Raw genomic sequence first — 25,335 nt, forward strand, 5'->3', positions numbered from 1 at the left:
GGCATGGTGGCGGCGACAGGCTACTCGCCTGCGACGTCAGCTAACCCTGCGCGCGCTCAACGTCACGCCGGTCACAGAGCAGGGCCCCCTGGCAGCTCGAAGGCTGTTCACGCCGACGGGCTGACCAGGAGTCCCTGCTGCCTTTCTCCTACGCTCCCGCCGTCGCCGAGCGCGACAGCTGCTGCGCCGTGTCGTGCGTCCCGACGTGGCTCAGGTCGGGTCGCAGGTCGGTCGAAGAGCCGAGGTGCCTCGAGTGTTTCGCGATGTCGACGGAGCCGGGTCCATGGATGGTGAGTTCGAAATCCTGGTGCGCCTTGGTGTCCAAGGCCAGCGGCAGGTGGAGACGCCCGTCCCCGACCATGCGTCGGATCTCGGCGCGGCTGAGACCGAGCCCGCGCATGAGAAGTCGTTCGACACGGACCGGCGCGGGCAGTTCGAAGCTCACCAGTACCTGGAGCGGTGTCGGGTCGTCGAGTGCGTAGAGGGGCGTCCGGGTCTCCAGTTCCCAGGTACCGGTCCAGTCGAGGCGGTACCCGTTCTTCGCGGCCAGGGACGCACTTATCGTCAACTCCCGCACCACCGACGGGTCATTGCTCTCATATGCCACCCGGCGGGCGGGCTCCAGCGACGAGACATGGACGCGTTCGTGGACCGGCACCTTCGAGGACGGTCGCACGCTGCACAGCTCAGGAGCAGCCAGACGTCGAGGAGTTTGCCGTTTGCGTTGACGCGAATCTTGCCCGACGGACGGTGACGCATGCCGGAGCAGTCCGGGCAGGGTCGTACGACGGTGGGCAGCGCGGACTGCCGCACGGCCCACAGGGCCTTGCGTTCGGTATTCATGGATGTGGTTGCTTTCAGGACTCAGCAGGAGCTCTCGCAGGCCGGGCTGCGGCTCCCAGATCTGACGGATGCACACGAGGGCGCAGGTCATCGCCTCGGGGCCGGGTCATCTGGCTCCAAGGTCGACCGCGCGACAGGTCGGGCTCTCGCTACGTGGCAGCCGTTACAGGTCCATGCGGGGGATCATGATCGAGGCCGCGGCTCCGGGCAAATCATTTTCCGCAGGCCGTCCGCAGACGAGTTCCGGGAGCATCTCGGCCTCGTCGCCGGCAGGGCCTGGATCGCGTGTCCGGCCGCGACCGGACCTCTGCCGTAACCGAGTTGTCCAACCCGAGCCTCCGGGGAACACCCCTGATGCTCCAGTGGGGGTGTCGTGGTGCATCGATGTCCCCCCGCAGCTGCCGGAGCCGTCCGCTGGACATGGCGGCCCATGCCCTCGCCGCACGGCCCGCCCGGCCGCTGATGGATCGGCGCTCCGGCGCAGGCACGTGGCCGAGTCCCACCAGGTGTGTGGCGCCGGACCGTGCCGCCGGACGGCGGTCGCCTCCGCCGTTCCGGCCGCGGTCAGGTCGCAGCGTCGGCAACGCTCCGGATGAAGCGGGCGTAAGCTGCAGGGCTGCACGGGGTCTCGGGGTTCCAAGGCTGGACCTGCGCTCCGGCGGTGAGGGAGCGCCAGTCCGCATTGGTGGTCAGCTCCTCGGGCCGGGTGGCGTGGGCTCGGCTGTCGACCAGTACGAGGTCGGCTCGCAGTGACGCGGCGTACTCCCAGTCGGAGGTCAGCCAGTTGGCGCCTCCACCCGGTCCCGGGTCGACGGTGTGGACGCCGAGGCTTGCCAGGTGGCGCAGCTCGGGCCATGCCTGTGGGCGCGCAAGGTGCACCAGGTCCGGGCCGGCCGCGGAGAGCGTGAGCACCGTCAGGGGTGCCGACCGGGCGGCGACGGCCGCCCGCAGTGCCTCCTCGGTCGCTGTCAGTTCCTCGGCCGAGGCGCTGAGTCGACGGTCCTGCGGATCGGCACCGAGTGCTGAAGCCAGCGCGGTGAAGCGCTGCAGAATTCCGGGGAGGTCCGCGTCCGTGCCCACCGAGAGTGCGACGGCCGGTACTCCGACGGAGCGGTCGGCTGCCTCGAGGTGCTTCACGGCAGCGCCCGGGAGAGCGTACAGGGACCCGTCGTAGGTGACGTCGACGATCAGGTCGGGGTCGAGCGCGGCCAGCCGTTCGCCGTCGATGTCTTCCCCCGCCCCGAGATAGGCGATCTCGGACAGCGGCAGCGAACCGGCTTTGACGGGGTCCGGCAGCTCCCCGTCGTGGTTCGACCCGTACACCGCGACCGGCCGCACGCCCAGGTCCCACAGGGCTGCGCCGGCCCGTATGTAGGCCACCACCCGTTGCGGCCGACGACCCGCCGCCACCCGTCGGCCCCGGTCGTCGGTGAACTCCCAGCTGTCCCCGCCCGTCATCCGGCCGCCCCTTCCTCTCCAGCAACGCGCTCCCCGTCCACCATGGAACGACTGCCGGCTTCCGCACAAGGCCACCCCACAAGGCCACCCTGAACGGCAAGTGTCACTGCCACAAAGGGTTCTGGGGCGCCGGCCCGGTGTCCCGCACGGGGTGGCTAGGAGCCGTTGCCGGGCCCGGTGGCGGTGCGATGGCGCGGGCACATGTGGGTGCGGGTGAGGATTTCCTGGATGCGCCGGCCGGTGTCGGCGGGGTGGTCGAGCGGGGTCTCGAAGGGCAGGCGCACATCGTGGTGGGTGCGGGCGCGTTCGATGCGGAGCACGATGCCGAATCGGTCCAGGCGCAGGGGGTGGGCTCGGACGACGCCGAGAAGATGGCGGGCCCCCACCTGACGGGTGAGTGCGGCGATGATGTCGGCGTGCTGGTCGGCAAGATGGGTGAGCAGGCCGGCCTCATGGGTGGCGACCGGGTCGGCTTCGGCGAGGGCGAACTCGTCGAGGCCCACAGGGTGTACCTGGCCGTCCGTCTGCAGGGCGATCATCGCGGGATCGAAGCTGAGCACGGTGCGGCCGCCGGTGCCGGGAGTGTCGGCGGGGACGCTGATCCAGCCGCCGAGGGCGAGTCGGGCCCGGACACGGTCCCGTACGGGTGCCGCGGCGACATCGGTGATGTCGATTGTCGTGGCGGCCTGCCCCCGCGGTGCGGCGGCGAGTTCCATCGCGTGGACGTCGGCCGCCTCGCCGGACAGGAGCATTCGGCCTGTGTGGTCCGCGGAAATCACATGGGCGGTCCAGAGGCTGCGGCAGGGCGTGGTCACAGCAACCGTTGTGGCGGTCGCCAGGATCGAGCGGGACCGTTCAGCCGGTGTGGGCTCGGCCGGGAGACTCGGGGCAGACATAAGCACCTCGCTTATTAGGTAAGGCTTACCTTAGTGGCGTTGTCGCAGACCTCCAAGTCCCAGCGGCCCTCTTCCTCCCGGCCCGGGGCAGGGAGGTGGTCGAGCAGCCCTCGGATCCGGAGCCCGGTCGTCAACGGCCAGGCAGGTCTCGACGGGACGGAGCGATCCTTGAGCCACGCCGCCCGTCGCCCGGTCGGCGGCGGAGACGCGGGTGCGATACCCGGACCCGCCCACCGCACTACGCCGCCGTCGCCGCCCTCGCCGCCCTCGCCGCGAGGGGACGCCTCGATCCCAAGCTGTGTGATACCGCGCCGGACCGGGAGTGCGACGACGCGCCACGCCTGGTGCCCGGCCGCCCGCCCTGGACCTCAATGGACTTTCGCGCCGGGCCGTCCGGGGCTAGAGTTCGGACCTGGCGCAGTGATCCACGAGGAGCTGAACACATGCCCGGTCGTCCGAGCGCGCGTTGACGTTGTAGGCCGTGAACGGCCTGTCATCGCGTGCTGCCCTTGATGTTGCGGCACAGCGAGCCTTCCCCTGCCCGTGAACCGTCGGTGCACCTCTGGGCTGCCCGGCGGCGGGCTTCGTTGTCGCCGACCCAAGGACTCCCCGTGCCGTCCGCTTCCTCCCCGGTACCCGATTCCGGCCGACCCGCCCCCTCGAACCTGTGGCGGGACGGCGACTTCCGCAGCCTCTGGATGGGCCAGACCGCCTCCCAACTCGGCGAGCAGGCCAGTCTGGTGGTTCTGCCGCTCTTCGCCGTCCTGACGCTCAACGCCAGTGCCGGCCAACTGGGTGCCCTCCGCGCGGTGGGACAGGCGCCGATCCTGCTGCTCTCGCTCTTCGTCGGCGCATGGGTGGACAGGTGGCGCACCCGCACGGTGATGGTCCTGGCGGATGTCGGCCGAACCGTGACCCTGGGCGCCGCTGCCGTCGCCGGACTCCTCGGCTGGCTCGGCCTGCCCGCGCTGATCCTGGTCGCCTTCGCCGTCGGGGCCCTCTCCGTCTTCTTCGATGTGGCCTACCAGGCCTCCCTCGTAAGGCTGGTGAGCCGCGACCACCTGGTGCGGGGCAACAGCGCGCTCGAGGGCAGCCGCTCCGCGGCGCAGATCGGCGGACCCGCCCTCGGCGGGGCATTGGTCTCCCTGGTGTCGGCCCCGATCGCTGCCGCGTCCAGCGCGCTGTTCTTCGCGCTGTCGTTCCTGTCGATCCGGCGTATCCGCCGGACCGAATCGCTCCCGGAGCCCGCGGAGTGTCCCCCTCGGGTGTGGCGGCGGATCCATGAGGGCCTGCGCTTCGTCGCCGGCGACACCTCGCTGCGCACCGTGTGCCTCGCCTCGGCCGCCTACCAGTTCTCCCTCGCGGCCACCATGACCGTCTATCTGCTCTTTCTGCCACGGGAACTGCACCTGTCGGGCACCGCCGTCGGGCTGGCGCTCGCAGCCACAGGGCCGGGCGCGCTCCTGGGCTCACTGCTGGCAGCCCGCCTGCCCGGCCGGTTCGGTCACGGCGCGGTCATGGTGTACTCGGCGGCACTGGGCGACGGCGTGCTGTTGTGCGTTCCCACGCTGCACGGCCCCGCCGCGGTGACGGTTCCCGTGCTCCTTGCGGTCAACTTCGTGTTCGGGACCGTCGGCCAGTTGGTGAGCGTCACCGTCATGGCCGTCCGGCAAGCCGTCACCCCGGACGGGATGCAGGGCCGCGCGGCCGCGACGATCACATGTGTCGGCATGGGACTGACCCCACTCGGCTCCCTGCTCGGCGGACTTCTCGCGGTGGAATGGGGGCTGCGCACCAGCCTCGCGGTGACGGCCGCAGGGATGCTGCTCTCCCCGCTGCTGATGGCTCTCTCCCCCTCGCCCGCATGGGACGGACCATTCCGGCAGCGCAGGACGCCCCGTCGGCGGCGCTGCCTCCGGAGCTCCGCGAGACGGCCTTCAGCGAGACCGGCAGCTGCCCTTCGGGTGATACCGAATGACCTCTCACGCTGGTCATGGATACGCCCTTCGCACGGTGCGCGAAGCCCTCGTGAACCGGAGCATGCGGGATCCCCGAGCGGTGGGGCCCGCCCGGCGCAGCCGGGAACCGCAGAGCGCGGAGGGGGGTTGTCCCGGGCACGGAGTCGCGCGCGGAATCGCCACGGTGGGCGTGGTTGTGCGGCTCTGGGATCGCTCAGTGCCCAGGGCCGACGAACGGGTCACGACGCAGAGGCGTGAGCAGGACCGAGCTGCCGGAACGGAGAACCAGGGAGGCTGCATGGGTGAGGTCGTCCCGTATCTGGTCGTGGTCGCCGGCGTTGCCGCGGTGCTGGGCTCATTCACCTGGCTGAAGCGCGTCATCCGGCGCCGCGGCCTGGCCGGATCGGCCATCGCGGGAGCCCTGGCCTCGTACGAGGAGGCCATGCGGATCACCGCCCATGACTCCCACCACGAGGTCCGGGCGCAGGCCGAACGCCGGGCGCCGGTCCTGTCGCCCGGCGATCCGGAATGGACCGGGCACCGGGCAGCCGTTCAGCACGATGCAACCGGGCGTCCGACCGGCGCGGCAGGCGGGCGGGTGCGCCGCCGGTTGCGGCGGCGTCGGGCCTGAGCCGGTTGCCCCTCGTCGTCCGCTGCGCCAACCCCGGTGCTCTGCGGCGACGCACCGCGACTCCCCATGACCCGCCGGACGGCTCGAACAGCCGGGACCGTCGGCTGTACGGACCGGACCGGACCAGGATGTTCACCGGGTTGCGGCAGCGCGGCGGGAGGCCCGGATATTGGTTTCGTGCCACGGTGGAAGCGCCCTACTGTGGCACGGTGACGACTCAGGTGATCATTCTCAACGGTGGTTCCAGCTCGGGGAAGTCCGGGATCGTACGGTGCCTCCAGGCCGTGCTGCCCGATCCATGGCTGGCGTTCGGGTGTGACTCCTTCGTCGATGCCATGCCCGCGAAGATGCAGGCGTCGGACGCAGGGATCCGGATCGCGGCGGACGGCGGGGTGAGCGTCGGGGCGGATTTCATGGCACTGGACGCGGCCTGGACGCAGGGCATCGCGGCAATGGCCCGTGCCGGTGCCCGAGTCGTCATCGACGACGTCTTCCTCGGCGGAGCGGCGTCCCAGCAGCGGTGGCAGAAGGTTCTGGACGGCGTGGCCGTGCTGTGGGTCGGGGTCAGGTGTGACAGTGCGGTCGCTGCAGGCCGTGAGATCGCGCGGGGAGACCGGGTGCAGGGGATGGCTGCGATGCAGGCCGAGGTGGTTCACCAGGGGGTGTTCTACGACGTGGAGGTGGACACGACGCACACCGAGTCCCTGGCGTGCGCGCGAGCCATCGCCGCCCACCTCGGCTGACCGCCGGACCAAGGGCGGGGCCGTCCTGGTCCACCTGCTGGACGGTCCGTCCACCGCCGTGGACCACCGGGGCCGTGACGGCCTCGGTTCGCGGCGTGCTCGCGGGAGGAGCCGCCCTGGCCGTGGTTCTCTCCCCCGACGATCAGATGGCCGCCTTCGCCGCGGACGGCCGCCGCCCGCTGCGGGTACTCCAGGTCGATCCAAGTGAGGGTGAACTCGGCGTGCTTGGGGATGTTGGAGCGGTACGGCATCGCGCGGGCTCCGACCGGAGAGATCTCACTCCTGGGTGAGGGTCTGGTCGACCCGCAGGGCGATCTCCTCACCGGGCTCCGTCCGGCCGTCCAGCAGATGGTCGGCGCTCAGCCGGTGGGTCACCCCGGCGCTGGTGTTCATCCGTTGCCGTCCTTGCCGCCCTTGCGCAGGAAGCGGCGCAGCCGGGTCAGCGGCCAGGTGTTGATCACGTCGTCGCTGGTCAGCCAGCCGCGCTGTGCGGTGCCGACCCCGTAGCGCATGGCGTCCAGGTGCAGGGTGGAGTGGGCGTCGCTGTTGACGGCGAACTTCACCCCGTGCCGTCGGGCCCGCAGGATGTGCTCGTCGCACAGGTCGAGCCGCTCGGGCTGGGCGTTGATCTCCAGCGCGGTGCCGGTGCGGGCGCAGGCGGCGAAGACCGCGTCGAGGTCGGCGTCGACGCCGGGCCGCTTGCCGATGATGCGTGTGGTGGGGTGGCCGATGATGTTGACGCAGGGGTTTTCGCAGGCCCGGACCAGGCGGCGGGTCATCGCCTCCGCCGACTGGTTGAAGTGGGAGTGGACGGAGGCCACACACAGGTCGAAGCCGCGCAGGAACTCCTCCGGCCAGTCCACCCCGCCGTCGGGGTCGATGTTGAGTTCGGTGCCGTGCAGCAGCCGCATCCGGCGGTGCCTGCCGTCCAGGGCCCGGAGCTGTTCCCGCTGGGCGAGCATCTTCTCCTCGGTCATCCGCTGCATGGCGAGGTCAGGGGCGTGGTCGGTGATCGCGAAGTAGGCGTAGCCACGGGCCGCGGCGGCCTCCACCATCTGCTCCAGGGTCGCCAGGCCGTCGGTGAGGTCGGTGTGGGAGTGCAGGTCGCCGCGGAGGTCGTCCTGGGTGACCAGTTCGGGCAGTTCTCCCCTGAGCCCGGCGGTGACCTCGCCGCGGTCCTCGCGCAGCGTCGGCGGGATCCAGGGCAGACCCAGCCTGGCGTAGACGTCCTCCTCGGTCCTGGAGACCAACAGGTCGCCGCTCTCGGTGTCGAACAGGCCGTACTCCGAGAGCTTGAGCTTGTGGTGCACGGCCAGCTCGCGGGTGCGGATGTTGTGGGCCTTGGAGCCGGTGAAGTACTGCAGTCCGGCGCCCCAGGACTCGGGGGGCACCACCCGCAGGTCGACCTGGAGTCCCCTGGTGGTGCGGATCGATGTCTTCTTGGCGCCGCCCACCACGATCTCGGCCACCTGCGGCAGTTCGGTGAAGGCCCGCATGAAGGGCTCGGACTCGGCGGCGGCGACCAGGATGTCGACGTCACCGATGGTCTCCCGCATCCGGCGCAGCGATCCCGCATAGGTGCAGCGTTCGCAGCCGGCCACCTGGGAGAGTGCCGCGACGACCTCCTCGGCCACCTCCATGGCCACATCGATCGGCACCCGCCCGCCGGCCGCCCGGAGCAGCTCGATGCCGTGCAGGATGTTCTCCTCGGTCCTGGGACCGAAGCCCTTCAGCCCGCGCAGCCGCTCCGCAGCGATGGCCTCGGTGAGTTCCGCGACAGTGGAGATGCCGAGCTCCTCATGGAGGACCATGGCCTTGCGCGGGCCGAGGGTGGGGATGGCGAGCAGTTCCCGCACCCCGGCGGGGATCTGCTCGCGCACCTCCTCCACCGCGGGCAGCCGCCCGGTCTGCAGATACTCCACGACCTTCTCCGCGATCGACTTCCCCACGTTCGGGATCTCGCGGAGGCCTTTGACGTCGAGGCCTGCGACATCGGTGTGGTGGCCGCCGACAGCGCGCGCGGCCTTCTCGTAGGCACGCGCCTTGAATGCGTCCCCACCGGTGATCAGTAGCAGGTCGGCGTACTCCTGGAGCAGCGCCTCGACCTCCTTGTTGCGCCGGGCCACACAGCCCAGTCTGGAGGACGCGGGCGGTCCGCGCCCCTCGACTGCGGGACGGCGGAGGAGAGCACCGGCGAGGCGGTGGCGCGGGAACGGTGACGGTGGTGGTCGGGCCGGAAATTGCAGGGGGAGGTCCAGGTCCTGGCACCTGGTGATACTGGTCGGTGGGTCTGCGCAGTCCTGTCGGAGCAGGCGGGATGCGGTCCGAGCGGGGCTGCCCGGGTGCCTGGGCCCGCACCGGCGCCGCAACCGCCTCCCTGCACATGGCGCCACCCCGCGACAGGCCCAAGCAGCCGGTGATCGGTGGTTCAGGTTCAGCCACCACCGATCACGGAGCGGCAGCGTTCCCTCGGTGAACCCTTCCGAGAGGAAGTCAGCACCTCTCCGAGGTGTTGAGGAGTGCCAGGCCGAGGGGGGTGAGGCTGTGCAGCACAGAGTTCCGGTGGCGGAGGGAGTGGATCAGTCCGGCTTCGCGAAGAACGGAGGCGTGTTCGCTTGCGCTCGCGGGTGCGACACCTGCGTGAGCGGCCAACTCCTTGGTGGAACAGCCCTGATGATCCGCGATGGTGGTCAGCACCATGGTGCGGGTACGGCCCAGGAGCGTGGCCACACCGGGGTGGCCCGTCTGGCCGGGTACGGAGGCAGGGGTGAGCTCGGATGCAGACGGGTCCGGATAGGCGGGGTAGCTCACGGAAACGGGCTGGTTGTCGGTCACCACGGTCCGTCTGCAGAACATCGACGGAATGAGCATCAGGCCTTGCCCTTGCAGGTGGAGGTCGCGGTCGGCCCCGTTCACCATCCGCACCTCCAGAACCGGCGGGTTCCACCGCATCCACTGGGGGTTGGCCCGGGTCAGCAGCTGCTCGACACCGCCGACGAGCACCTGCTGGAGGCGCAGCGTCTGATCGGCCGCCAGATGTCCTGTGAGCTGGGCCCAGTACGGGGCCAGCAGGCATGCATGCAGGTGGCTGAGCCCTGCGCAGAGCTCGGCCAGCAGAGAGGGATCGTCTGCCAGGCGGCCGGCCCACGCAGGTAGGGAGGGATGGTGATCTGCCGCCTCCAGCAGACTCGCCCGGATGCGTTCGCGAGGTGTGCTGCGTACCTGGTCCACGAGTTCTTCGACGGTGCCCGCTTTGACGGGGCTGAGGAAGCCCGGCGAGCATCCCACGGCGGGTATGAGGGCCAGGACCATGCGAGCTTGGGCAGACAGCTGTGCACGGGCATGGCGCCGCCAGGCGTCGAGCCGGGCGGGCTCGCTGCGGCTCTGCAGGGCTCGCGCTGCCAGTTCCACCTCGTGCAGCGGCATCGGCCCTTCGGCCACACGTGTCCGGGCCAGGTCCTGAACGGTGAAGTGTATGCGGTAGACCATGGCAACCTGGGGCGGTCCTTCCGGAATGTCGTTCTTCGGGCCAGGCCGAATCAGGTCGACATGGTACGCGCCCCGAGGTGAGGCTGAGCCCCACAGTTAGCAGGAGTTAACGGCGCACGGGCACCGGAGCGGCCACGAGTTGGGCGTGCAGCACATGACCGATGTATCCCCGGGCCCGGGTGCACGGTCGATGCACGCAGCTGCAGGTGGTGGCGGCGGATGCCCGACGACGTATGGGTTCCTGCGTCCTCCACCGCACCCGAGAGGTCTCCTTGCCCATCTCTCTCATACGCCGGCCAGGGCGGATCGCGCTTGCCGCAGGCGTCGCTCTGGCAATAGGGGTCGTACCGGCCACCGCCGCGGTACCCGCGGGCTCCCGTCCCGTACCGCCCGTCGGCGCCGTCCACCAGTCATCCGGTGGCGTCGGCATGCACAGCATCACCCTGATCACCGGTGACAAGGTCACGATCGGCACCGCCGCCGACGGCACCACCGTCCAGACCCTGCAAAGCCCGACGGGAACCACCACCGGTTTCCACCGCACCGTCCTCGACGGCTCGACATACGTCTACCCCGACGCCGCCCTGCCGTACATCAGCTCGGGGAGGCTCGACAAGCAGCTGTTCAATGTGACGCGGCTGATCGCGGACGGCTACGACGACGCGCACACCGACCAGCTGCCGCTCATCGTCCGCTACACCGACACCGCGGCCAAGTCCCGTACCCGGCCCAGGATGGCTGGCTCGACCGTCACCCATCGGCTGGACAGCGTTCAGGGCGCGGCCGTCGCGGAGAAGCGCGAGCAGGCGTCGGCTTTCTGGTCCGCACTCACCGGCGGTTCCGGCGCGGCGGCCCGCTCGGCGAACCCCGCCTTCGCGGGTGGTGTCGCCAAGGTCTGGCTCGACGGCAAGGTGAAGGCCGACCTGGCGGAGTCGACGGCCCAGATCGGCGCGCAGCAGGTCTGGGCGGAGGGCGACACCGGCCAGGGCGTCAGGGTTGCCGTGCTCGACTCGGGGGCGGACCTCGAACACCCTGACCTTGCCGGGCAGTTCGACGCCACCGCCAGCTTCGTGCCGAGCGAGCAGGAGATGACCGACTACGTCGGCCACGGCACCCATGTCGCCTCGACGATCGCCGGCACCGGCAGCGCCTCCGACGGCAAGGAGCGGGGCGTCGCCCCCGGCGCACGGCTGGCCATCGGCAAGGTGCTCAACGGCCGGGGCCAGGGTCAGGAGTCCTGGGTCATCGCGGGCATGGAATGGGCCGCCAAAGACGAGCAGGCCAGGATCATCAGCATGAGCCTGGGCGGCGACGGCGACGGCACCGATCCGCTGAGCCAGGCGGTCAACCAGCTCAGCGCCGAGACCGGAGCCCTGTTCGTCATCGCTGCGGGCAACGCCGGCCCGAACAACATCGGCAGCCCGGGGGCCGCGGACGCCGCGCTGACGGTCGGCGCCGTCGACTCGGCGGACCACCTCGCCGACTTCTCCAGCCAGGGCCCGCGTCGCGGCGACGGAGGGCTGAAGCCCGAGATCACCGCCCCCGGCGTCGGCATCCTGGCGGCCCGTTCCAAGGACAGTTCGGTCGGCTCCGGATACTACACCACGATGAGCGGCACATCGATGGCGACGCCGCATGTGGCCGGCGCGGCCGCGCTGCTGGCCGCCGCCCACCCCGGCTGGACCGGCCCGCAGCTGAAGGAGGCGCTGGTCAGCAGCGCCAAGGCGACCCCGGAGTACACCCCGTACCAGGCGGGCAGTGGACGGGTCGACGCCCTGGCAGCCGTGCATGCCTCGGTCTTCGCCACCGTCAGCGCCTACTCCGGCTTCCACACCTGGCCCACAAAGCCCGGGGAGACCGACGTCCAGAAGGTGACGTACACCAATGTGGGCGACGCCCCGGTCAGCCTGGACCTGGCGATGGACGCCACCGTCGCTGCCGATGCGTTCTCCCTCTCCGAGAACCGGGTGACCGTTCCCGCGCACGGCACCGCCTCGGTGACGCTCACCGCGACGCTGGACCGCCTGCCGACCTTCCAGCCGGTCAGCGGCATGATCACCGGTACGGACGGCACCGGGGTGGTGCGGGCCCGGACGCTGATCGGCGCCGTCAGGGAGGGACCGCGGCACGACCTGACCATCGTCGCCAAGGACCGTTCGGGCAAGCCGCTCTCCGGCCGGGTCACCATCGTCTCGGCGCACAGCATGCCGACGGTGACCCTCGACGCGTCCGGCACCGGCACCGTGCCTCAGCTGCCCACCGGTGCCTACAGCGGGTGGCTCCTCACCGATGTGCAGGGGGCCGATGGGCCTCACTCGCTGGGTCTGGCACTGCTCGCCTTCACCGGCGTCCAGTTGGACCACGACCTGACCATCACGCTGGACGCCCGCAAAGCCCGTCAGGTCCAGGCATCCGTACCCAAGGAGGCCACCGCGGTCCTGTCGCGGCTGGACATCAGCCAGTCGTTCGGCGCCAATTCCGAGACCGACTCGTTCATGCCCGGTGCTGTCTCGGAGGTACAGGGGCCCGACGCCTATGACAGCATCTGGACGCTCCCGGGCACCGGGGGCTCGACCGACGGCTTCAGGTTCGGCGCCCGCTTCCGCCTCGAGCAGCCGGCGCTGACCCTGTCCAGGGGATCGAGGAGCTACGACGATCTTCTGGTCAAGCGGGCGGCCAAGCCGCTGCCGGCCGGAACCCGCAGACTGACGGCGGTCTTCGCCGGCGACGGCACGGCCGAGGCGCTGGCCGGCATGGACGTACGCGGCAAGGCCGTGGTGGTGCGGCGCAGCGACACGACCGCCATCGAGGAGCAGGCCAAGACCGCCGCGGCGGCGGGCGCGCGACTGCTCCTGGTCGCCAACGACGGCATCGGCCGGCAGGATCCCTGGAACGAGCCCACCGACAGTACGGAGAGCCCGGCACCGCTGACGGTGGCGACGCTCAACACCGACCAGGGCGCTGATCTGATCGACGCACTCCAGCGTGGCTCGGTCACCCTGAAGGTCAGCTCCCACCCCACCACCGACTACCTCTACGACGTGGTGCACCACTGGTCCGGCTCCGTCCCGGCGTACCCGACCTGGCGGGTGCGGCCGAGCGACCTGGCCCGGGTGGACGTCTCGTTCCGCAACTACCGGCCGGAAAAGGCCTTCGAGTACCGCGGTGACATCTCGGACGGCTGGGGAGGTGTCTGGAGGGCCTTCCCGGTTCCCGCCCAGGGCGAGCGGACCGACTGGGTCACCGCGGACACCGACTGGCTGGACGACGCCGGTATCTACGGTGAGACCTCGCAGGAGTCGCTCGACGTCCTGCACTATGCGGCGGGAACGACCTCCAAGGTCAGCTGGTTCGGCCCGATCCAGCGGCCCCGGATGGGTTCGGTCATCAACCAGCCGATGCGCTACGGCAACGACCTCATCGCCCGTGTTCCCGGTTGGGGCGACTCGGGGGCCGGCCACGTCGGCGACGCCTATGACAACTTCGACGTCAAGGACTGGGTGGGGCTCTACCAGGGGGATCAGCTCCTGATGTGGGGCAACGCCGAGAAGGCGGTGGCGTTGGGGCTGCCCCCGGAGCGGCTGCCCTACCGGGTGGTCGTCGACAACGACCGCGGCACCTGGGCCGCCCCCTACTCGACGCACACGCTGACCGAGTGGGACTTCACCTCTGCCGCCGCGGAGGCCGAGGCGCTGCCGCTGATCCAGCTGGACTACGGCGTGGACACCGACCGGGCCGGACGGGCGGACCGGCAGGCCCGGCTGACGGTGACCGCGTCCCATCTGCCCGGCACGACTGCCGCCATCGGCCGGCCCTCGCTCGAGGTCTCCTACGACGACGGAGTGACCTGGCAGCAGGCCGCACTGAGCCACAGCGGTGACGGCTGGCGGACCGATCTGCACGCGCCCAAGTCGGCGCACTTCGTCACCCTCCGGGTCACTGCCGAGGACAGTGCCGACAACAGTGTCTCGCAGACCATCACCCGAGCCTTCGGCCTGCGCTGACACCATCTGACACCGCATCCGCCGGGCGGGGACGCGCCCGGCGGATGCGGTGCCGCCCCGGGACCGCGAGGACGCCGCGGACCGGGCCGGCAGGCCGTTCCGCAGCCGATCGCACGGTGGTGGCCGCGAGGGGATTTCTTCGTCGTGCGAGCATGACGTGCCCGGGTCGTAGCACCATCGGTCGCAACGATCTCTGGTTCATCCCCGACTGCGACGGAGAGACCTGCATGCTGAGCAGCGCCCTGCCCGAGACGGGTTCGGCCCCGGGATCGGCCCGAGGGGAGTCCGAGCCCGGTTCCTGGATGCGGCGGCTGCACCGGTTCGGATACACGGCGCCGCGCCGTCCCGACACCCGTGTGCGTCTGGTGCCGCCCTTCCCCGAGCCGGGAACCCGGCTGTGGGACGCGCTGGGGCTCAGCCCGGCCACGGCCCTCCGGGCCGCGAGATGCACGGGCTGGCTCGGACCGGTCCTCGTCGCCGTCTTCGCTGGAGTGATCCGGTTCTGGCACCTCGCCCACCCGCACGATCTCGTCTTCGACGAGACGTACTACGCCAAGGACGCCTGGTCGCTGCTGACCTTCGGCTACGAGGGCACCTGGCCGGACCGCACCGTCGCCGACCCGCAGGTCCTGGGCACCCCCCAGGTGATACCGCTCTCCGACACCGGGGCGTTCCTGGCCCACCCGCCGATGGGCAAGTGGATGATCGCGCCGGGTGAGTGGATCTTCGGCCTCAACCCGCTCGGGTGGCGCTTCATGGCCGCAGTGGTGGGCACCCTGTCGGTGCTGATGCTCTGCCGAATAGGACGCCGCCTGTTCCGCTCCACAGCGCTGGGCTGCCTGGCCGGGACGCTGATGGCCGTGGACGGCCTGCAGTATGTGATGAGCCGCGTCGCCCTGCTCGACATCTTCGTCATGTTCTTCGTCCTGGCGGCCTTCGGGTGCCTGCTGGTCGACCGGGACCGGGCACGGGCCGGATTCGCGGCGGCCCTGCCCGTGGACGAGGCAGGCTTCGCCCGTCCCGACCCCACCACGGCCGGCCGCACCGGAACCGGACTGCGGCCCTGGCGGATCGCAGCCGGGATCCTGCTGGGCCTGGCGGCCGCCACCAAGTGGAACGGCCTGTACTTCCTGGTCTTCTTCGCGGTGCTGACCGTGCTGTGGGACGTCGGTTCCCGGCGCCTGGCCGGGGCCCGACGTCCGTACCTGGCGGTGCTGCGCAAGGACCTCGGCTGGTCTGCCCTGTCGCTGGTGCCGACCGCCGCCGCCACCTATCTGGCGACCTGGACCGGCTGGTTCGCCTCCGACAAGGCCTACGGCCGGCACTGGGCCGACGACCGCGGCGGCACCTGGTCGTGGATCCCCGCGACCATCCGCAGTTTCTGGCACTACGAGTACCAGGTGTACCAGTTCAACGTCGGCCTGCACTCACCCCACCGCTACCAGTCCAACCCCTGGAGCTGGCTGGTCCTCGGCCGCCCGGTACTGCAGTACTACCAGTCGCCGAAGGCCGGAGCACAGGGCTGCCACGCCCCGGCCGGCTGTGTGCAGAGCGTCCTCGCGCTGGGCACGCCGCTGCTGTGGTGGTCGGGGTGCTGCGCGCTCGCCTATCTGCTCTACCGATGGGCGCTGCGCCGGGACTGGCGCGCGGGCGCCGTCCTGTGCGCGGTCGCCGCCGGTTACCTGCCCTGGTTCCACTACCAGGACCGCACGATCTTCTCGTTCTACGCGGTCGCCTTTGTGCCGTTCGTCTGCCTGGCGGTGGCGATGACGGTGGGCGCGATGGCCGGGCCGCCGGGGGCCGGCAGAACCAGGCGCATCCGGGGCGTGTCGGCCGCGGGGGTCCTGGTCCTGCTGATCATTGCGAACTTCGTCTACTTCCTTCCGATCTACACCGGTGACACCATCCCGTACTCCGCCTGGTACTCCAGGATGTGGTTCAACGCCTGGATCTGAGCGCCGGGCCCCCACCGGCCATGGCGAGCCGATTCCCGGGTGCTGCGGTCGGACGGGTGCGACGGGCTCATCCCGGCACTCGGCGAGCAGCCGTCCCACCGGCCTCACGGGGCCTGGGAGCTCTCCGTCCAGGCCCCCGACAGCGGTGCCGCCGGTATCCCGCCGTACGTCCCGCCTGGCAGCGGTCTGCCGCCGATCGGTGTAGCTCTCGGGTGAGCGGGCCTGCGGTCCGCACCGATGGGCAGGGATGGAGGCGGAGGTGCATTCGGATGCCCAGCGATGACGTGCTCGTCCTCATCGACGAGGGTGGCCGGGTGATCGAGTGGGGGCGTCCGGCCGAGGAGCGGTTCGGGCGGTCCTCGGAGGAGGCGGTCGGCCGGCCCGTGACCGCACTCGTGCGTGAGGTCGCCACGGCCGGCAACTCCCCGCGGAGCGGGTGCCCGGACTCGGCCGCGGTGCTGGTCAAGCCGGTACTGCGCGGCACTGCGGTGGTGTGGCAGGTGCTCGCGGCGCGGGACAGCATGCCGGGACAGGACGTGGCGATCCTGGAGGCCATGTTCGCCCATTCACCGGTGGCTCTGCTGATCCTGGACGATCAGCTGCGCGTGGTCCGCGTGAGCACCACCTCCGGCATCCTGCGTGACGCGCCGGCGGAGCACCTCCTGGGCAGGTCCTTCATCGAGGTGTCCGCGTTCGGCGACCCCGAGGAGGAGGCCGCCGTGGCACAAAGGGTCCTGGTCGGCGGCGAACCGGTGGCGAACCGGCTCGTCCGGGGCATCCTGGGGCCCGGTCGGCCCAGGTGCCGCACCCACTCCGTTTCGTACTTCCGCCTGGAGGACTCCCACGGCGATGTACTCGGGCTGGTGGCATCCGCGGTCGACGTCACCGAGCGGGAGAACGCGACCAGCCGACTGGCCCTCCTGGACCATGTCCGCGCCAGCGTGGGGCATCTGCTCAATGTGGGCATCATCTGCCAGGAACTGGCGGATGCGGTGGTACCCGCCTTTGCGGCGATGGCCGTGGTCGAAGTGGTCGACGACGTCGTCCGGGGAGAAGACCCTCCCGCAGTCCCCGTCCGCCCGGACGTTCCCCTGCGCAGGGCGGCCTTTCAAGGCGGCCATCCGGCCTACCCGATCGGAGAGGTACGTCCCCTCCCGCCCGGTGCCCCCTTCTCGAACATCCTGTCCGACCTCCGGCCGCTCCTGCTCCCGATCGACGAGAACAGCTCGTGGCTGGCCGCCGACCCCTCCCGGGCCGACGCCGTCCGGCGATCCGGCGCCCACTCCGTGATCGTGGCACCGCTGGCGCTGTGCGGTCAGGCCCTGGGCCTGGCCAGCTTCTACCGCCAGCAGGACCAGGCCCCCTTCGACGAGGAGGACATCGCAGTCGCCTCCGCCGTCTGCGCGCACACCGCGCTCTGCATCGAGAACGCCCGCCGTTTCATGCGCGAGTGGACCATCGCCTCGACCGTCCAACGCCGGCTTCTCCCCCAGCACCCGGTCAGGCAGACCACCGTGGAGGCCTCCCCACTGCACCTCTCCGATCCGGCAGGTGGCGGCGCATGGTTCGACGTCATCGCCCTCCCCAGCGCACGGACGGCGCTGGTCGTCGGCTCCGTGGCCGGACAAGGTATTGCCGCAGCCATCACGATGGGACTGCTGCGGACAGCCCTCCACACCCTCATCGCCCTGGACCTGCAGCCCGACGAGCTGCTGGCCCGGCTGAGCGAGTCCGTCGCCCGTATGGTCCCCGCATACGCCGCGCTGCCAACGGAAGCCCGCGAGCCCGACCCGCTCCGTGTCGGCTGTGCCGTCGCGATCTACGACCCCATCGAACTCACCTGCACCATCGCCCGCGCCGGCCTCCCCGAACCGGTCGCGGTCCTCCCCGACGGCACCTCGGCCCCGCTGCCCGTCCCCCCGGGTCCCCTGCTCACGGGACGGGACGACGCCCCCTTCCCGGCGACCACGGTCGACCTCCCCGCGGACACCACCCTGGCCATGGGAACAGGCACACTCGCCGACCAGCTGATCGCACCGTCCGGCCCGCTGCGCCCGCTCCTGGACGACGCCCGCACAAGGCCCCTGGACGACCTGCGCGACACGATCGCCCACGCGGTCGCCGATGCTCCCCCGGCCGGCGAAACAGTGATGCTGCTCGCCCGTACCATGGCGCTGTCCGCCGACCGACCTGACCCGGGCACTGCCGGCGGACCCCGAGGCCGCACCGATCGCCCGTGCGGCGGCCCGCGAACGGCTGCGGGCCTGGGGCGTGGACGAGGACACCGCGTTCACCGCCGAACTCATCGTCAGCGAGTTCGTCGGCAACGCCGTCCGCTACGGGGCTCCGCCCCTGCAACTCCGCCTGATCCTGGACCGGAAACTGACCTGCGAGGTCAGCGACGCCTCCCCCAGCGCTCCGCAGGTGCAACACGCCCGCACCATCGACGAGAACGGCCGTGGGCTGTTCATCACCGCCAGCCTCGCCGATCAGTGGGGCACCCGCCATCGGGCCCACAAGAAGACCGTCTGGGCGGAACTGCCCGCGGACGTGCCGACGGTCGACCCATGACACCCACTTCCCACGGGCGGATCTCACTGACCGGCCGGTGACCGCGAAGGCGGTCACCGGCCCGTCCCCAGGCGGCGGGTGGCTCGGCCAGGGGCGCGAGGTTGTCTTCTGTTCTCAGGTGGGTGTCGCGCTGATCGGGCGAGTTCGAGATTTCCGTGGTCCGGGCCGGAGAACTCAGGTACCACTGCGGCCGAAGAAATCGAGCAGTGCCCTGGCGACCCGGTCGGGCCTGCCGTCGTCCTCCGGGCCGTCGTGGCCCAGGCCGGAGAACATCGCGACCTGGGACTGCCCCAAGGCACCGGCAAGACCTTCGATTGCGACCTTGAAATAGGACGGCCCCTTGGTCCCGTGCATGAGGAGGACGGGGATGTCGAGATTCTCGTAGTCGGAGAGGGTATCGCTCATCTCGTGGATCACCTGGACGTCGTAGTGCATTGTCGGCACCAGATCGCGGATGGTGACCTCGCTGTCGCTTCCGTCACCCTGGAGCCGCATGATGAGCGCCATCGCCGGTACAAGCAGCCAGCGCGGCGTCCGCTGGAACAGAGGCTCGGTGCCCAGGCCCTTCATGACGGTGATCAGCGCTGCGGAGATGCGCCCCTGAGAGAGCCTCCTCTCGTAGGTGGGCACCCACTCCGTGGGCACCGAGTGACCGATGGCAAAGGGCGGCTCATACAGTGCCGCCATGTCGATCGCGGGCACGTCGAGCGCTGTCCTCAATGTGACCAGCGCCCCTGCGCTCAATCCGAACATATAGCGAGCACCGGTCCCGGCGATGATCGCCTGCATGTCCTCCACTTCGCGCATCACACTGAACTCGTCCCCGAACGGGCCGCTCAAACCGCGGCCGCGCCGGTCGGGCAGATAGACCGTGAAAGAGTCCGACATGAGCCGCCCCAGCCTCATGAGATCCTGCGACGACTTCAAACCGCCGTGCAGCAGAACAAGGCCCGGGCCGTGCCCCGCCTTGCGGTAGCCGATCACCGTTCCGTCCTTGGAGACGACGCTGGCTTTTGTGTATGGATCTGTTCGTTTCATTACATTTACCCTCTATGTGTGACCACGGGCCTGGAAACAGCCGGCGCCCTGTCCGCACAACCGCGTACCGCGTACCGCGCCGCGGGCGCACAGTCGGCCGTCCGCACGGGTCCCGGCCGGGCGTCACCTTCTCGGCCCCTGGAAGACCGACGTCCAGCAGCGCGGCAGCAATCGCCTCCCGACACCCAGCCCCGAGCAGCCGCCGGGCACGACTCCGGAGAGCCGCCCCCGGCCGCGTGTGAGACCGCCGAGAGCGCACTCGGTCTGCCGACCTACGCGTTCGGCCTCAACCCGCCCGCACGGCCTGCTCCGTAACGGGAACAGCTCGAAGTCCGTCACGGGCGAAACTCTCGGACCACCCGGGCTGCGATGGGCCCGACGCCGTCGCGGGTGGACGCCAAGCGGCTGACGCCAGGCAAGGCAAGGCAAGGGGACGGTACGGGTATCGGGAACCGCCGAGGCGACGGCATGGAAGGCCAGGGTGCCGACATGCCCGATCACTGGCACCGCCCTGCCCCTTGTCGTGGCATCACACCTCCCCCATCGACGTGAACATCGTTCACGTGTACATTGTTCACGTCTGCGAGTCGGAGTTGTCAACCCCAAGGGAGGACGCGATGGGGCAGCGGCGCGACGAGGTGCTGCAGGCCGCGATCGAGCTGCTGGACGAGGTCGGAATCGAAGGGCTCACCATGCGGGTCCTGGCAGCCCGCATCGGCGTGAGGGCAAGCGCGCTCTACCGGCACTACCCCAGCAAGCAGGCCCTGCTCGACGCGATGGTCGTGCATCTGGCGACACCCGGCGCCGATCCGCAAGCGCCGGCCGACGCGCCCTGGGACGAGCAGTTGCGGCAGACCGCAAACGGCCTGCGCGAGGTGATGCTGGCGCACCGCGACGGAGCCCGTCTCATGTCGACCTTCCACACGCCCGGACCCGAGGCGGCCGCCGGCTTTCACAACCTCGTCGCCGCCCTCCGGACCGCCGGCACCACACCCGACGCCGCGGTCACGGCCGTCGACACCGTCCTGGCCTACGTCAACGGCCATACCCTCGAGGAACAGACCCGCAAGACCGACGCCCGGACGTGGCCCAGAGACCGCCGCGACCTCGCCTTCAACAACGGCCTCGAGCTGATTCTCACCGGCATCCGGGCAACCCTGCCCTGAGACCGTCAGGCCTGCGCCTGCGCGGTACCCGTCGACCAGGTCCAAGGCCTGCGGCGACGGCCCCGCGCTCGACCCGGGGCAGGGATGTGGGCGGCGCCTGCCGGCCTTCTCCCCCGGCCGGAACGCACCCCCGCACCACTCAGCCCTGGGAGGTCGACCACCGATGTCCGCCCGCCGCATGAACCTCTACCGCCAGTACTTCGACCTGGTGGCCGAAGGCCGCAAGACGGTTGAGGTCCGCGTGCAGTACGAGCACCTCCGGGACCTCGCCGCCGGACAGTACATCCGCTTCACCTGCGACCGCGACGAATGCCTGGTGCGCGTCGTCCGCGTCACCCGCTACACCTCGTCCGAGGAGATGCTCGACGCCGAGGGCCCAGCCGATGTGGACCCGGACTCGACGCATGAGGAGCAGTTGGCGAACATCCGCCGGATCTACGGGCCGCAGAAGGAGGCCCTGGGCGTCCTTGCCCTGCGGATCGCGCGCGTTGACTGACGCATCGTCACCGAGGCTGCCAGGGGGCGGCGGAGCTCTCCGTGGGCATGCAGCAGGCACCGTTGGAAGCCGCGACGGGGTGGGCGTCCTGAACGGTCAGCGGCTTGGTGGCACGGACGATCGCGGAGTGCATACCGTCGGCGACCGGGTGGGTGGGGGCGATCTCGACATCGGTGAACCCGGCGGCTTCCAGGCCGGAGCGGTACTCGGCGAAGGAGAGCGCGCCGGCGATGCAGCCGACGTAGTCGCCGCGTTCGGCCCGCTGCTCGGCGGTGAGCGTGTCGTCGGCGACGACGTCGGAGACGCCGATCCGGCCGCCGGGCCTGAGCACGCGGAAGGTCTCGGCGAACACGGCGGGCTTGTCGGTGGAGAGGTTGATCACGCAGTTGGAGATGACGACGTCGATCGTGTTCGCGGGCAGCGGGATGGCTTCGATGCTGCCCTTGAGGAACTCGACGTTCGTCGCACCCGCCCTCTCCGCGTTGGTCAGCGCCAGGGCCAGCATCTCGTCGGTCATGTCGAGCCCGTAGGCCTTGCCGGCGGGGCCGACGCGGCGGGCGGAGAGCAGGACGTCGATGCCGCCGCCGGAGCCCAGGTCGAGGACACACTCGCCCTCGCGCAGCTCGGCCACGGCGGTGGGGTTGCCGCACCCGAGGGAGGCGGCGACGGCCTCGAAGGGAAGCGCGTCACGCTGGTCCGCGGTGTAGCGGGTCGAGCCGAAGTTCTCGTCGACCTCGACGGGCTGCGGCCCGCAACAGGCGGCGCCGCCCTCGACGACCTTCACAGCCGCCGCGGCATAGCGCCGGCGGACGGTCTCGCGCAGGTCGACGTTCTGCTCACTCATGGCTCACTCCTCGATGGCCGGGCATGACAGTGGCGCGGAACGGGTTGTATTGACGTTCGTCGATACAAGCTTGCGCCTTGAATCGAAAAACGTCAACATAGAGGCATGTCGAAACAAGAACTTGAGGTGATCGGGCAGGACGCCACCTGCTGTCCAGGGTTGTCCACGGCACCGCTGGACGAGGACCAGGCGGCCGAGCTGGCGAAGGTCTTCAAGGCCCTGGGCGACCCGGTCCGACTGCGGCTGATGTCGATGATCGCCTCCCGCGGTGAGGGCGGCGAGGTCTGCGTGTGCGAGCTGACCCCGGCCTTCGAGCTGTCACAGCCGACGATCTCCCACCACCTCAAGCTCCTTCGGCAGGCCGGGCTCATCGACTGCGAGCGGCGCGGGACCTGGGTGTACTACTGGGTGCTCCCCGGCGTCCTGGACCGACTCGCCGCGTTCCTGACCAGCCCGCAGACCGCGGGAGCCGGCATATGAGCGCGCCGCTCGCCCGCCGGGTCGCGGCCGAGGCGATCGGAACCGCGCTGCTGGTGGCGGTGGTGGTCGGTTCCGGCATCCAGGCCACCGAGCTGTCGAGCGACGTCGGCGTACAACTGCTCGCCAACTCCATCGCCACGGTCTTCGGCCTGGGCGTGCTGATCGCGCTGCTCGGCCCGGTCTCCGGCGCGCACTTCAACCCTGCCGTCACCCTCGCCGCCTGGTTCACCGGCCGCCGCCGTCCGGACGGGCTCACCTGGCGCGATGTCGCCGCCTATCTGCCCGCCCAGATCGTCGGCGCCATCGGCGGCTCGATCCTGGCCGACGCGATGTTCGCGAGGCCGCTGGTGAGGTTCTCCACCCATGACCGGTCCGCGGGCCATCTGTGGCTCGGGGAGACCGTGGCCACTGCCGGACTCGTTGCGCTGGTCTTCGGCCTGGACCGCATCCGCAGGAGCAGCCTCGCGCCGGTCGCGGTGGCCTCCTACATCGGCGCCGCATACTGGTTCACCTCCTCCACGTCCTTTGCGAACCCTGCGGTGACCGTCGGCCGGGCCTTCACCGACACCTTCGCCGGGATCGCGCCCGCCTCCGTCGCCCCGTTCATCGCAGCCCAGGTGCTGGGCGCCGCACTCGGGCTGGGCATCGTGGCCGCGATCCACGGCAGGGAACCCGCCCCGGCGAACCGTGAGACCGGCGTCCCGCGCAGCGAACCCGAACTCGCATCCTCCTGACCACACGCTTCGTTTTCGAGGAACACCTGCCATGAGTACTCCCGCGCCACGCCCGTCGGTGCTGTTCGTCTGTGTCCACAACGCCGGCCGCTCCCAGATGGCCGCAGCCTTCCTCACCCATCTCGCCGGTGGCCGGGTCACCGTCCGCTCGGCCGGATCAGCACCCGCCGACTCCGTGAATCCCGCGGTCGTGGCAGCGATGAAGGAGATCGGCATCGACATCTCCGCACAGACCCCGAAAATCCTCACCACGGAGTCCGTGCACTCCTCGGATGTGGTGATCACCATGGGCTGCGGGGACGCCTGCCCTGTCTTCCCCGGCAAGCGGTACCTGGACTGGCAGTTGGACGACCCGGCGGGCCAGGGGGTCGAGGCCGTCCGACCGATCCGCGACGCCGTCGAAGAGCGGGTGCGCGGTCTGCTCGCCGAGCTCGGCATTCCCGCCGCCTCCTGACCACAAGCGGTCGACCGGGCTGCTCCAGCGGGGACTTGGCCCGCGTTGACATGCCGGGGAGACTGGACGGTATGGAGGCGATCCCGCTCGACCAGGGCGATCTGCACTGGGTGTTTCCGGACCTCGACACCACCGACGCGGTTCGGAACGCCTTGGCCACGGCCGACGCCCGGTGGCGGAGCCTCGCCGATCATCTTGGCGTGCCTGTGGGCCCGACCGGCAGCGGCTTGGAGTTCCACCGCGTCGAAGGGATCGAGCTCGCCGGGCTCTTCGGGTGTGCCGAGGTACCGGACGTCTCCTTCACCGCAGCGCTCTACTTCCCGCGTCGCTGCCTCTGGGATCTGCGCTGGGGGCCTCCGTGGGAAGTCGAGGCCGAGGTGACTGTGCCGTGCGATCAGGAAGTCGAGCGGTGGGCACACGGCTGCCGAGATGGCGGGTTCGCACGACACCCCCGTCGAGGCAGCCGTGGCCCTCACCGGGGCAACCGAGTGGCTGCTCGGTCAAGCTCTCGGCTCGCCCGTTTCCGCCTGGCGCTCACTCGGCGGGGGCTGCCGCCACGGCCTGGTCGAATAGGGTGCTTCCCTGTTCTCACCTGGTTGGGGCCGACGGAGGCCCCGTGCGCGACAGTTCGGGCCATGACGCTGATCCGACGCGGCGATTCTCGGAGCCCGCATCCGCCTCCCCGGCGAGAAGAAGGACCGGTGCGGAGGCCGGGGTCGGGGTTCGGAGGCCTGGACTGTCCACCCGTCGCAGTGGTCACGCCGTACGGTGGGTGCATGTCCGACTTCTCGGTGAGGGACTTCTACGACGAACTGGCCCCCGACTACCACCTGATCTTCCGGGACTGGGACACAAGCATGGCGTACCAGGCCGAGGTGTTGGACGGGCTGGTACGGCGGCGACTCGGGGCGGGACCGCACCGGGTCCTGGACTGCTCGTGCGGGATCGGGACCCAGGCGATCGGACTGGCCCTGGGCGGGCACCAGGTCGTCGCAAGCGACCTGAGCCCGGTCGCCGCCGCGCGCGCGGCTGCTGAAGCGACCACCCGGGGCACCGTGATTCAGGCGGCTGCCGCGGACATGCGTCTGCTGCCGTTCCAGTCGTCCGTTTTCGATGTCCTCGTGTGCGCCGACAACTCGCTCCCGCATCTGCTCTCCGCGCAGGACCTCCGGGCAGCACTCGCCGGCATGCGACGCGTGCTCCGGGACGACGGACTGCTGGTGATCACCGTTCGGGACTACGACGAGGCGCGCCGGAACCAGCCCACCGCAGCACCTCCCCAGGTCTCGGAGACGCACGAGGGTCGGGCCATCACCTTTCAGCTGTGGCACTGGCACAAGGACGGCGAGCATTACGACCTCGAGCACTTTCAGCTCACCCCCGCGGACAGCACCTGGAATGTCGGAGTCCGCCGGACCACCTACTGGGCCCTGACCCGCTCGCAGCTGACCGAGTTCGTGGCCGAGGCCGGCTTCACCGACGTCACCTGGCACACCCCCGCCTCCAGCGGGTACTACCAGCCCGTACTCACCGCACAGCGCCTCGCGCGGTAGCCCGGACAGCGGCATCCGCGGA

The 25,335-nt window shown here is 70.4% G+C and carries 19 protein-coding genes and 2 pseudogenes; 13 read left to right on the top strand and 8 right to left on the bottom strand.

Annotated elements, in window-relative coordinates; translation table 11 throughout:
* Positions 1–148: 148 nt before the first annotated feature.
* The 4 genes from AB0761_RS05565 to AB0761_RS05580 form a co-directional block, all read right to left on the bottom strand.
* On the bottom strand, positions 149–676 hold the full coding sequence (locus AB0761_RS05565) for a DUF1062 domain-containing protein (protein WP_377267834.1): 528 nt from the start codon (positions 674–676) through the stop codon (positions 149–151).
* Entirely contained in the window at positions 565–843 is a 279-nt protein-coding gene (locus AB0761_RS05570; RefSeq protein WP_377267835.1) for a DUF1062 domain-containing protein, read from the bottom strand. The genes AB0761_RS05565 and AB0761_RS05570 overlap by 112 nt, the downstream gene beginning before the upstream one ends.
* Before the next feature lie 564 nt (positions 844–1,407).
* Positions 1,408–2,301: an ABC transporter substrate-binding protein gene (locus AB0761_RS05575; RefSeq protein ID WP_377267836.1), complete on the bottom strand. Its 894-nt coding sequence runs from the start codon at positions 2,299–2,301 to the stop codon at positions 1,408–1,410.
* A 155-nt stretch (positions 2,302–2,456) separates the two neighbouring features.
* Positions 2,457–3,053, bottom strand: a complete 597-nt coding sequence (locus tag AB0761_RS05580; protein ID WP_377267837.1) for a DUF2470 domain-containing protein — start codon at positions 3,051–3,053, stop codon at positions 2,457–2,459.
* An 842-nt stretch (positions 3,054–3,895) separates the two neighbouring features.
* Here AB0761_RS05580 and AB0761_RS05585 point away from each other — a divergent pair.
* The 3 genes and pseudogenes from AB0761_RS05585 to cpt all read left to right on the top strand — a co-directional run bounded on the left by AB0761_RS05585 (position 3,896) and on the right by cpt (position 6,529).
* A pseudogene (locus AB0761_RS05585) lies at positions 3,896–5,175 on the top strand (MFS transporter).
* A 278-nt stretch (positions 5,176–5,453) separates the two neighbouring features.
* Positions 5,454–5,786 (top strand): hypothetical protein, encoded by a 333-nt coding sequence (locus tag AB0761_RS05590; RefSeq protein WP_377267838.1) that lies wholly within the window; start codon positions 5,454–5,456, stop codon positions 5,784–5,786.
* Positions 5,787–5,995: 209 nt separating this feature from the next.
* Complete coding sequence (cpt, locus tag AB0761_RS05595) at positions 5,996–6,529, top strand: chloramphenicol phosphotransferase CPT (protein WP_377267839.1); 534 nt, start codon at positions 5,996–5,998, stop codon at positions 6,527–6,529.
* Positions 6,530–6,918: 389 nt separating this feature from the next.
* Here the strand turns inward: cpt and polX are convergent, their stop codons facing one another.
* Positions 6,919–8,655, bottom strand: a complete 1,737-nt coding sequence (gene polX, locus AB0761_RS05600) for a DNA polymerase/3'-5' exonuclease PolX (RefSeq protein WP_377267840.1) — start codon at positions 8,653–8,655, stop codon at positions 6,919–6,921.
* Between the two features lie 367 nt (positions 8,656–9,022).
* Positions 9,023–10,018 carry an ArsR/SmtB family transcription factor gene (locus AB0761_RS05605; protein ID WP_377267841.1) on the bottom strand — a complete coding sequence of 332 codons (996 nt, stop codon included), beginning with the start codon at positions 10,016–10,018 and terminating at the stop codon, positions 9,023–9,025.
* Between the two features lie 428 nt (positions 10,019–10,446).
* On the opposite strand from AB0761_RS05605, the gene AB0761_RS05610 reads away from it, so the two are divergent.
* From AB0761_RS05610 to AB0761_RS05625, 4 genes and pseudogenes are all read left to right on the top strand, one after another.
* A complete protein-coding gene (locus tag AB0761_RS05610) occupies positions 10,447–14,022 on the top strand; it encodes a S8 family serine peptidase (protein ID WP_377267842.1) in 3,576 nt (1,191 codons plus the stop codon).
* A gap of 227 nt (positions 14,023–14,249) precedes the next feature.
* Positions 14,250–15,977: a dolichyl-phosphate-mannose--protein mannosyltransferase gene (locus AB0761_RS05615; protein ID WP_377267843.1), complete on the top strand. Its 1,728-nt coding sequence runs from the start codon at positions 14,250–14,252 to the stop codon at positions 15,975–15,977.
* A gap of 521 nt (positions 15,978–16,498) precedes the next feature.
* Positions 16,499–18,091, top strand: a pseudogene (locus tag AB0761_RS05620) (SpoIIE family protein phosphatase); the annotation flags it as partial.
* 142 nt (positions 18,092–18,233) lie between these two features.
* Positions 18,234–18,548, top strand: coding sequence for an ATP-binding protein (locus AB0761_RS05625; protein WP_377273943.1), 315 nt, complete (start codon positions 18,234–18,236; stop codon positions 18,546–18,548).
* A gap of 174 nt (positions 18,549–18,722) precedes the next feature.
* On the opposite strand, the gene AB0761_RS05630 is transcribed toward AB0761_RS05625, so the two are convergent.
* Complete coding sequence (locus AB0761_RS05630; protein ID WP_377267844.1) at positions 18,723–19,532, bottom strand: alpha/beta fold hydrolase; 810 nt, start codon at positions 19,530–19,532, stop codon at positions 18,723–18,725.
* A 671-nt stretch (positions 19,533–20,203) separates the two neighbouring features.
* Between AB0761_RS05630 and AB0761_RS05635 the strand changes: the two genes are divergently transcribed.
* Both AB0761_RS05635 and AB0761_RS05640 read left to right on the top strand, forming a co-directional pair.
* A complete protein-coding gene (locus AB0761_RS05635; protein WP_377267845.1) occupies positions 20,204–20,752 on the top strand; it encodes a TetR/AcrR family transcriptional regulator C-terminal domain-containing protein in 549 nt (182 codons plus the stop codon).
* 163 nt (positions 20,753–20,915) lie between these two features.
* Complete coding sequence (locus AB0761_RS05640; RefSeq protein ID WP_377267846.1) at positions 20,916–21,248, top strand: ASCH domain-containing protein; 333 nt, start codon at positions 20,916–20,918, stop codon at positions 21,246–21,248.
* 7 nt (positions 21,249–21,255) lie between these two features.
* On the opposite strand, the gene arsM is transcribed toward AB0761_RS05640, so the two are convergent.
* Positions 21,256–22,092: an arsenite methyltransferase gene (gene arsM, locus AB0761_RS05645; protein ID WP_377267847.1), complete on the bottom strand. Its 837-nt coding sequence runs from the start codon at positions 22,090–22,092 to the stop codon at positions 21,256–21,258.
* A 105-nt stretch (positions 22,093–22,197) separates the two neighbouring features.
* Between arsM and AB0761_RS05650 the strand changes: the two genes are divergently transcribed.
* From AB0761_RS05650 to AB0761_RS05665, 4 genes are all read left to right on the top strand, one after another.
* Positions 22,198–22,572, top strand: coding sequence for an ArsR/SmtB family transcription factor (locus tag AB0761_RS05650; RefSeq protein WP_377267848.1), 375 nt, complete (start codon positions 22,198–22,200; stop codon positions 22,570–22,572).
* Entirely contained in the window at positions 22,569–23,306 is a 738-nt protein-coding gene (locus AB0761_RS05655; RefSeq protein ID WP_377267849.1) for an MIP/aquaporin family protein, read from the top strand. The genes AB0761_RS05650 and AB0761_RS05655 overlap by 4 nt, the downstream gene beginning before the upstream one ends.
* A gap of 31 nt (positions 23,307–23,337) precedes the next feature.
* Positions 23,338–23,760 carry an arsenate reductase ArsC gene (locus tag AB0761_RS05660; RefSeq protein ID WP_377267850.1) on the top strand — a complete coding sequence of 141 codons (423 nt, stop codon included), beginning with the start codon at positions 23,338–23,340 and terminating at the stop codon, positions 23,758–23,760.
* 776 nt (positions 23,761–24,536) lie between these two features.
* Positions 24,537–25,313 carry a class I SAM-dependent methyltransferase gene (locus AB0761_RS05665; RefSeq protein WP_377267851.1) on the top strand — a complete coding sequence of 259 codons (777 nt, stop codon included), beginning with the start codon at positions 24,537–24,539 and terminating at the stop codon, positions 25,311–25,313.
* Positions 25,314–25,335: the final 22 nt, after the last annotated feature.

Source organism: Peterkaempfera podocarpi (assembly GCF_042466665.1).
Lineage (GTDB): Bacteria > Actinomycetota > Actinomycetes > Streptomycetales > Streptomycetaceae > Peterkaempfera > Peterkaempfera podocarpi.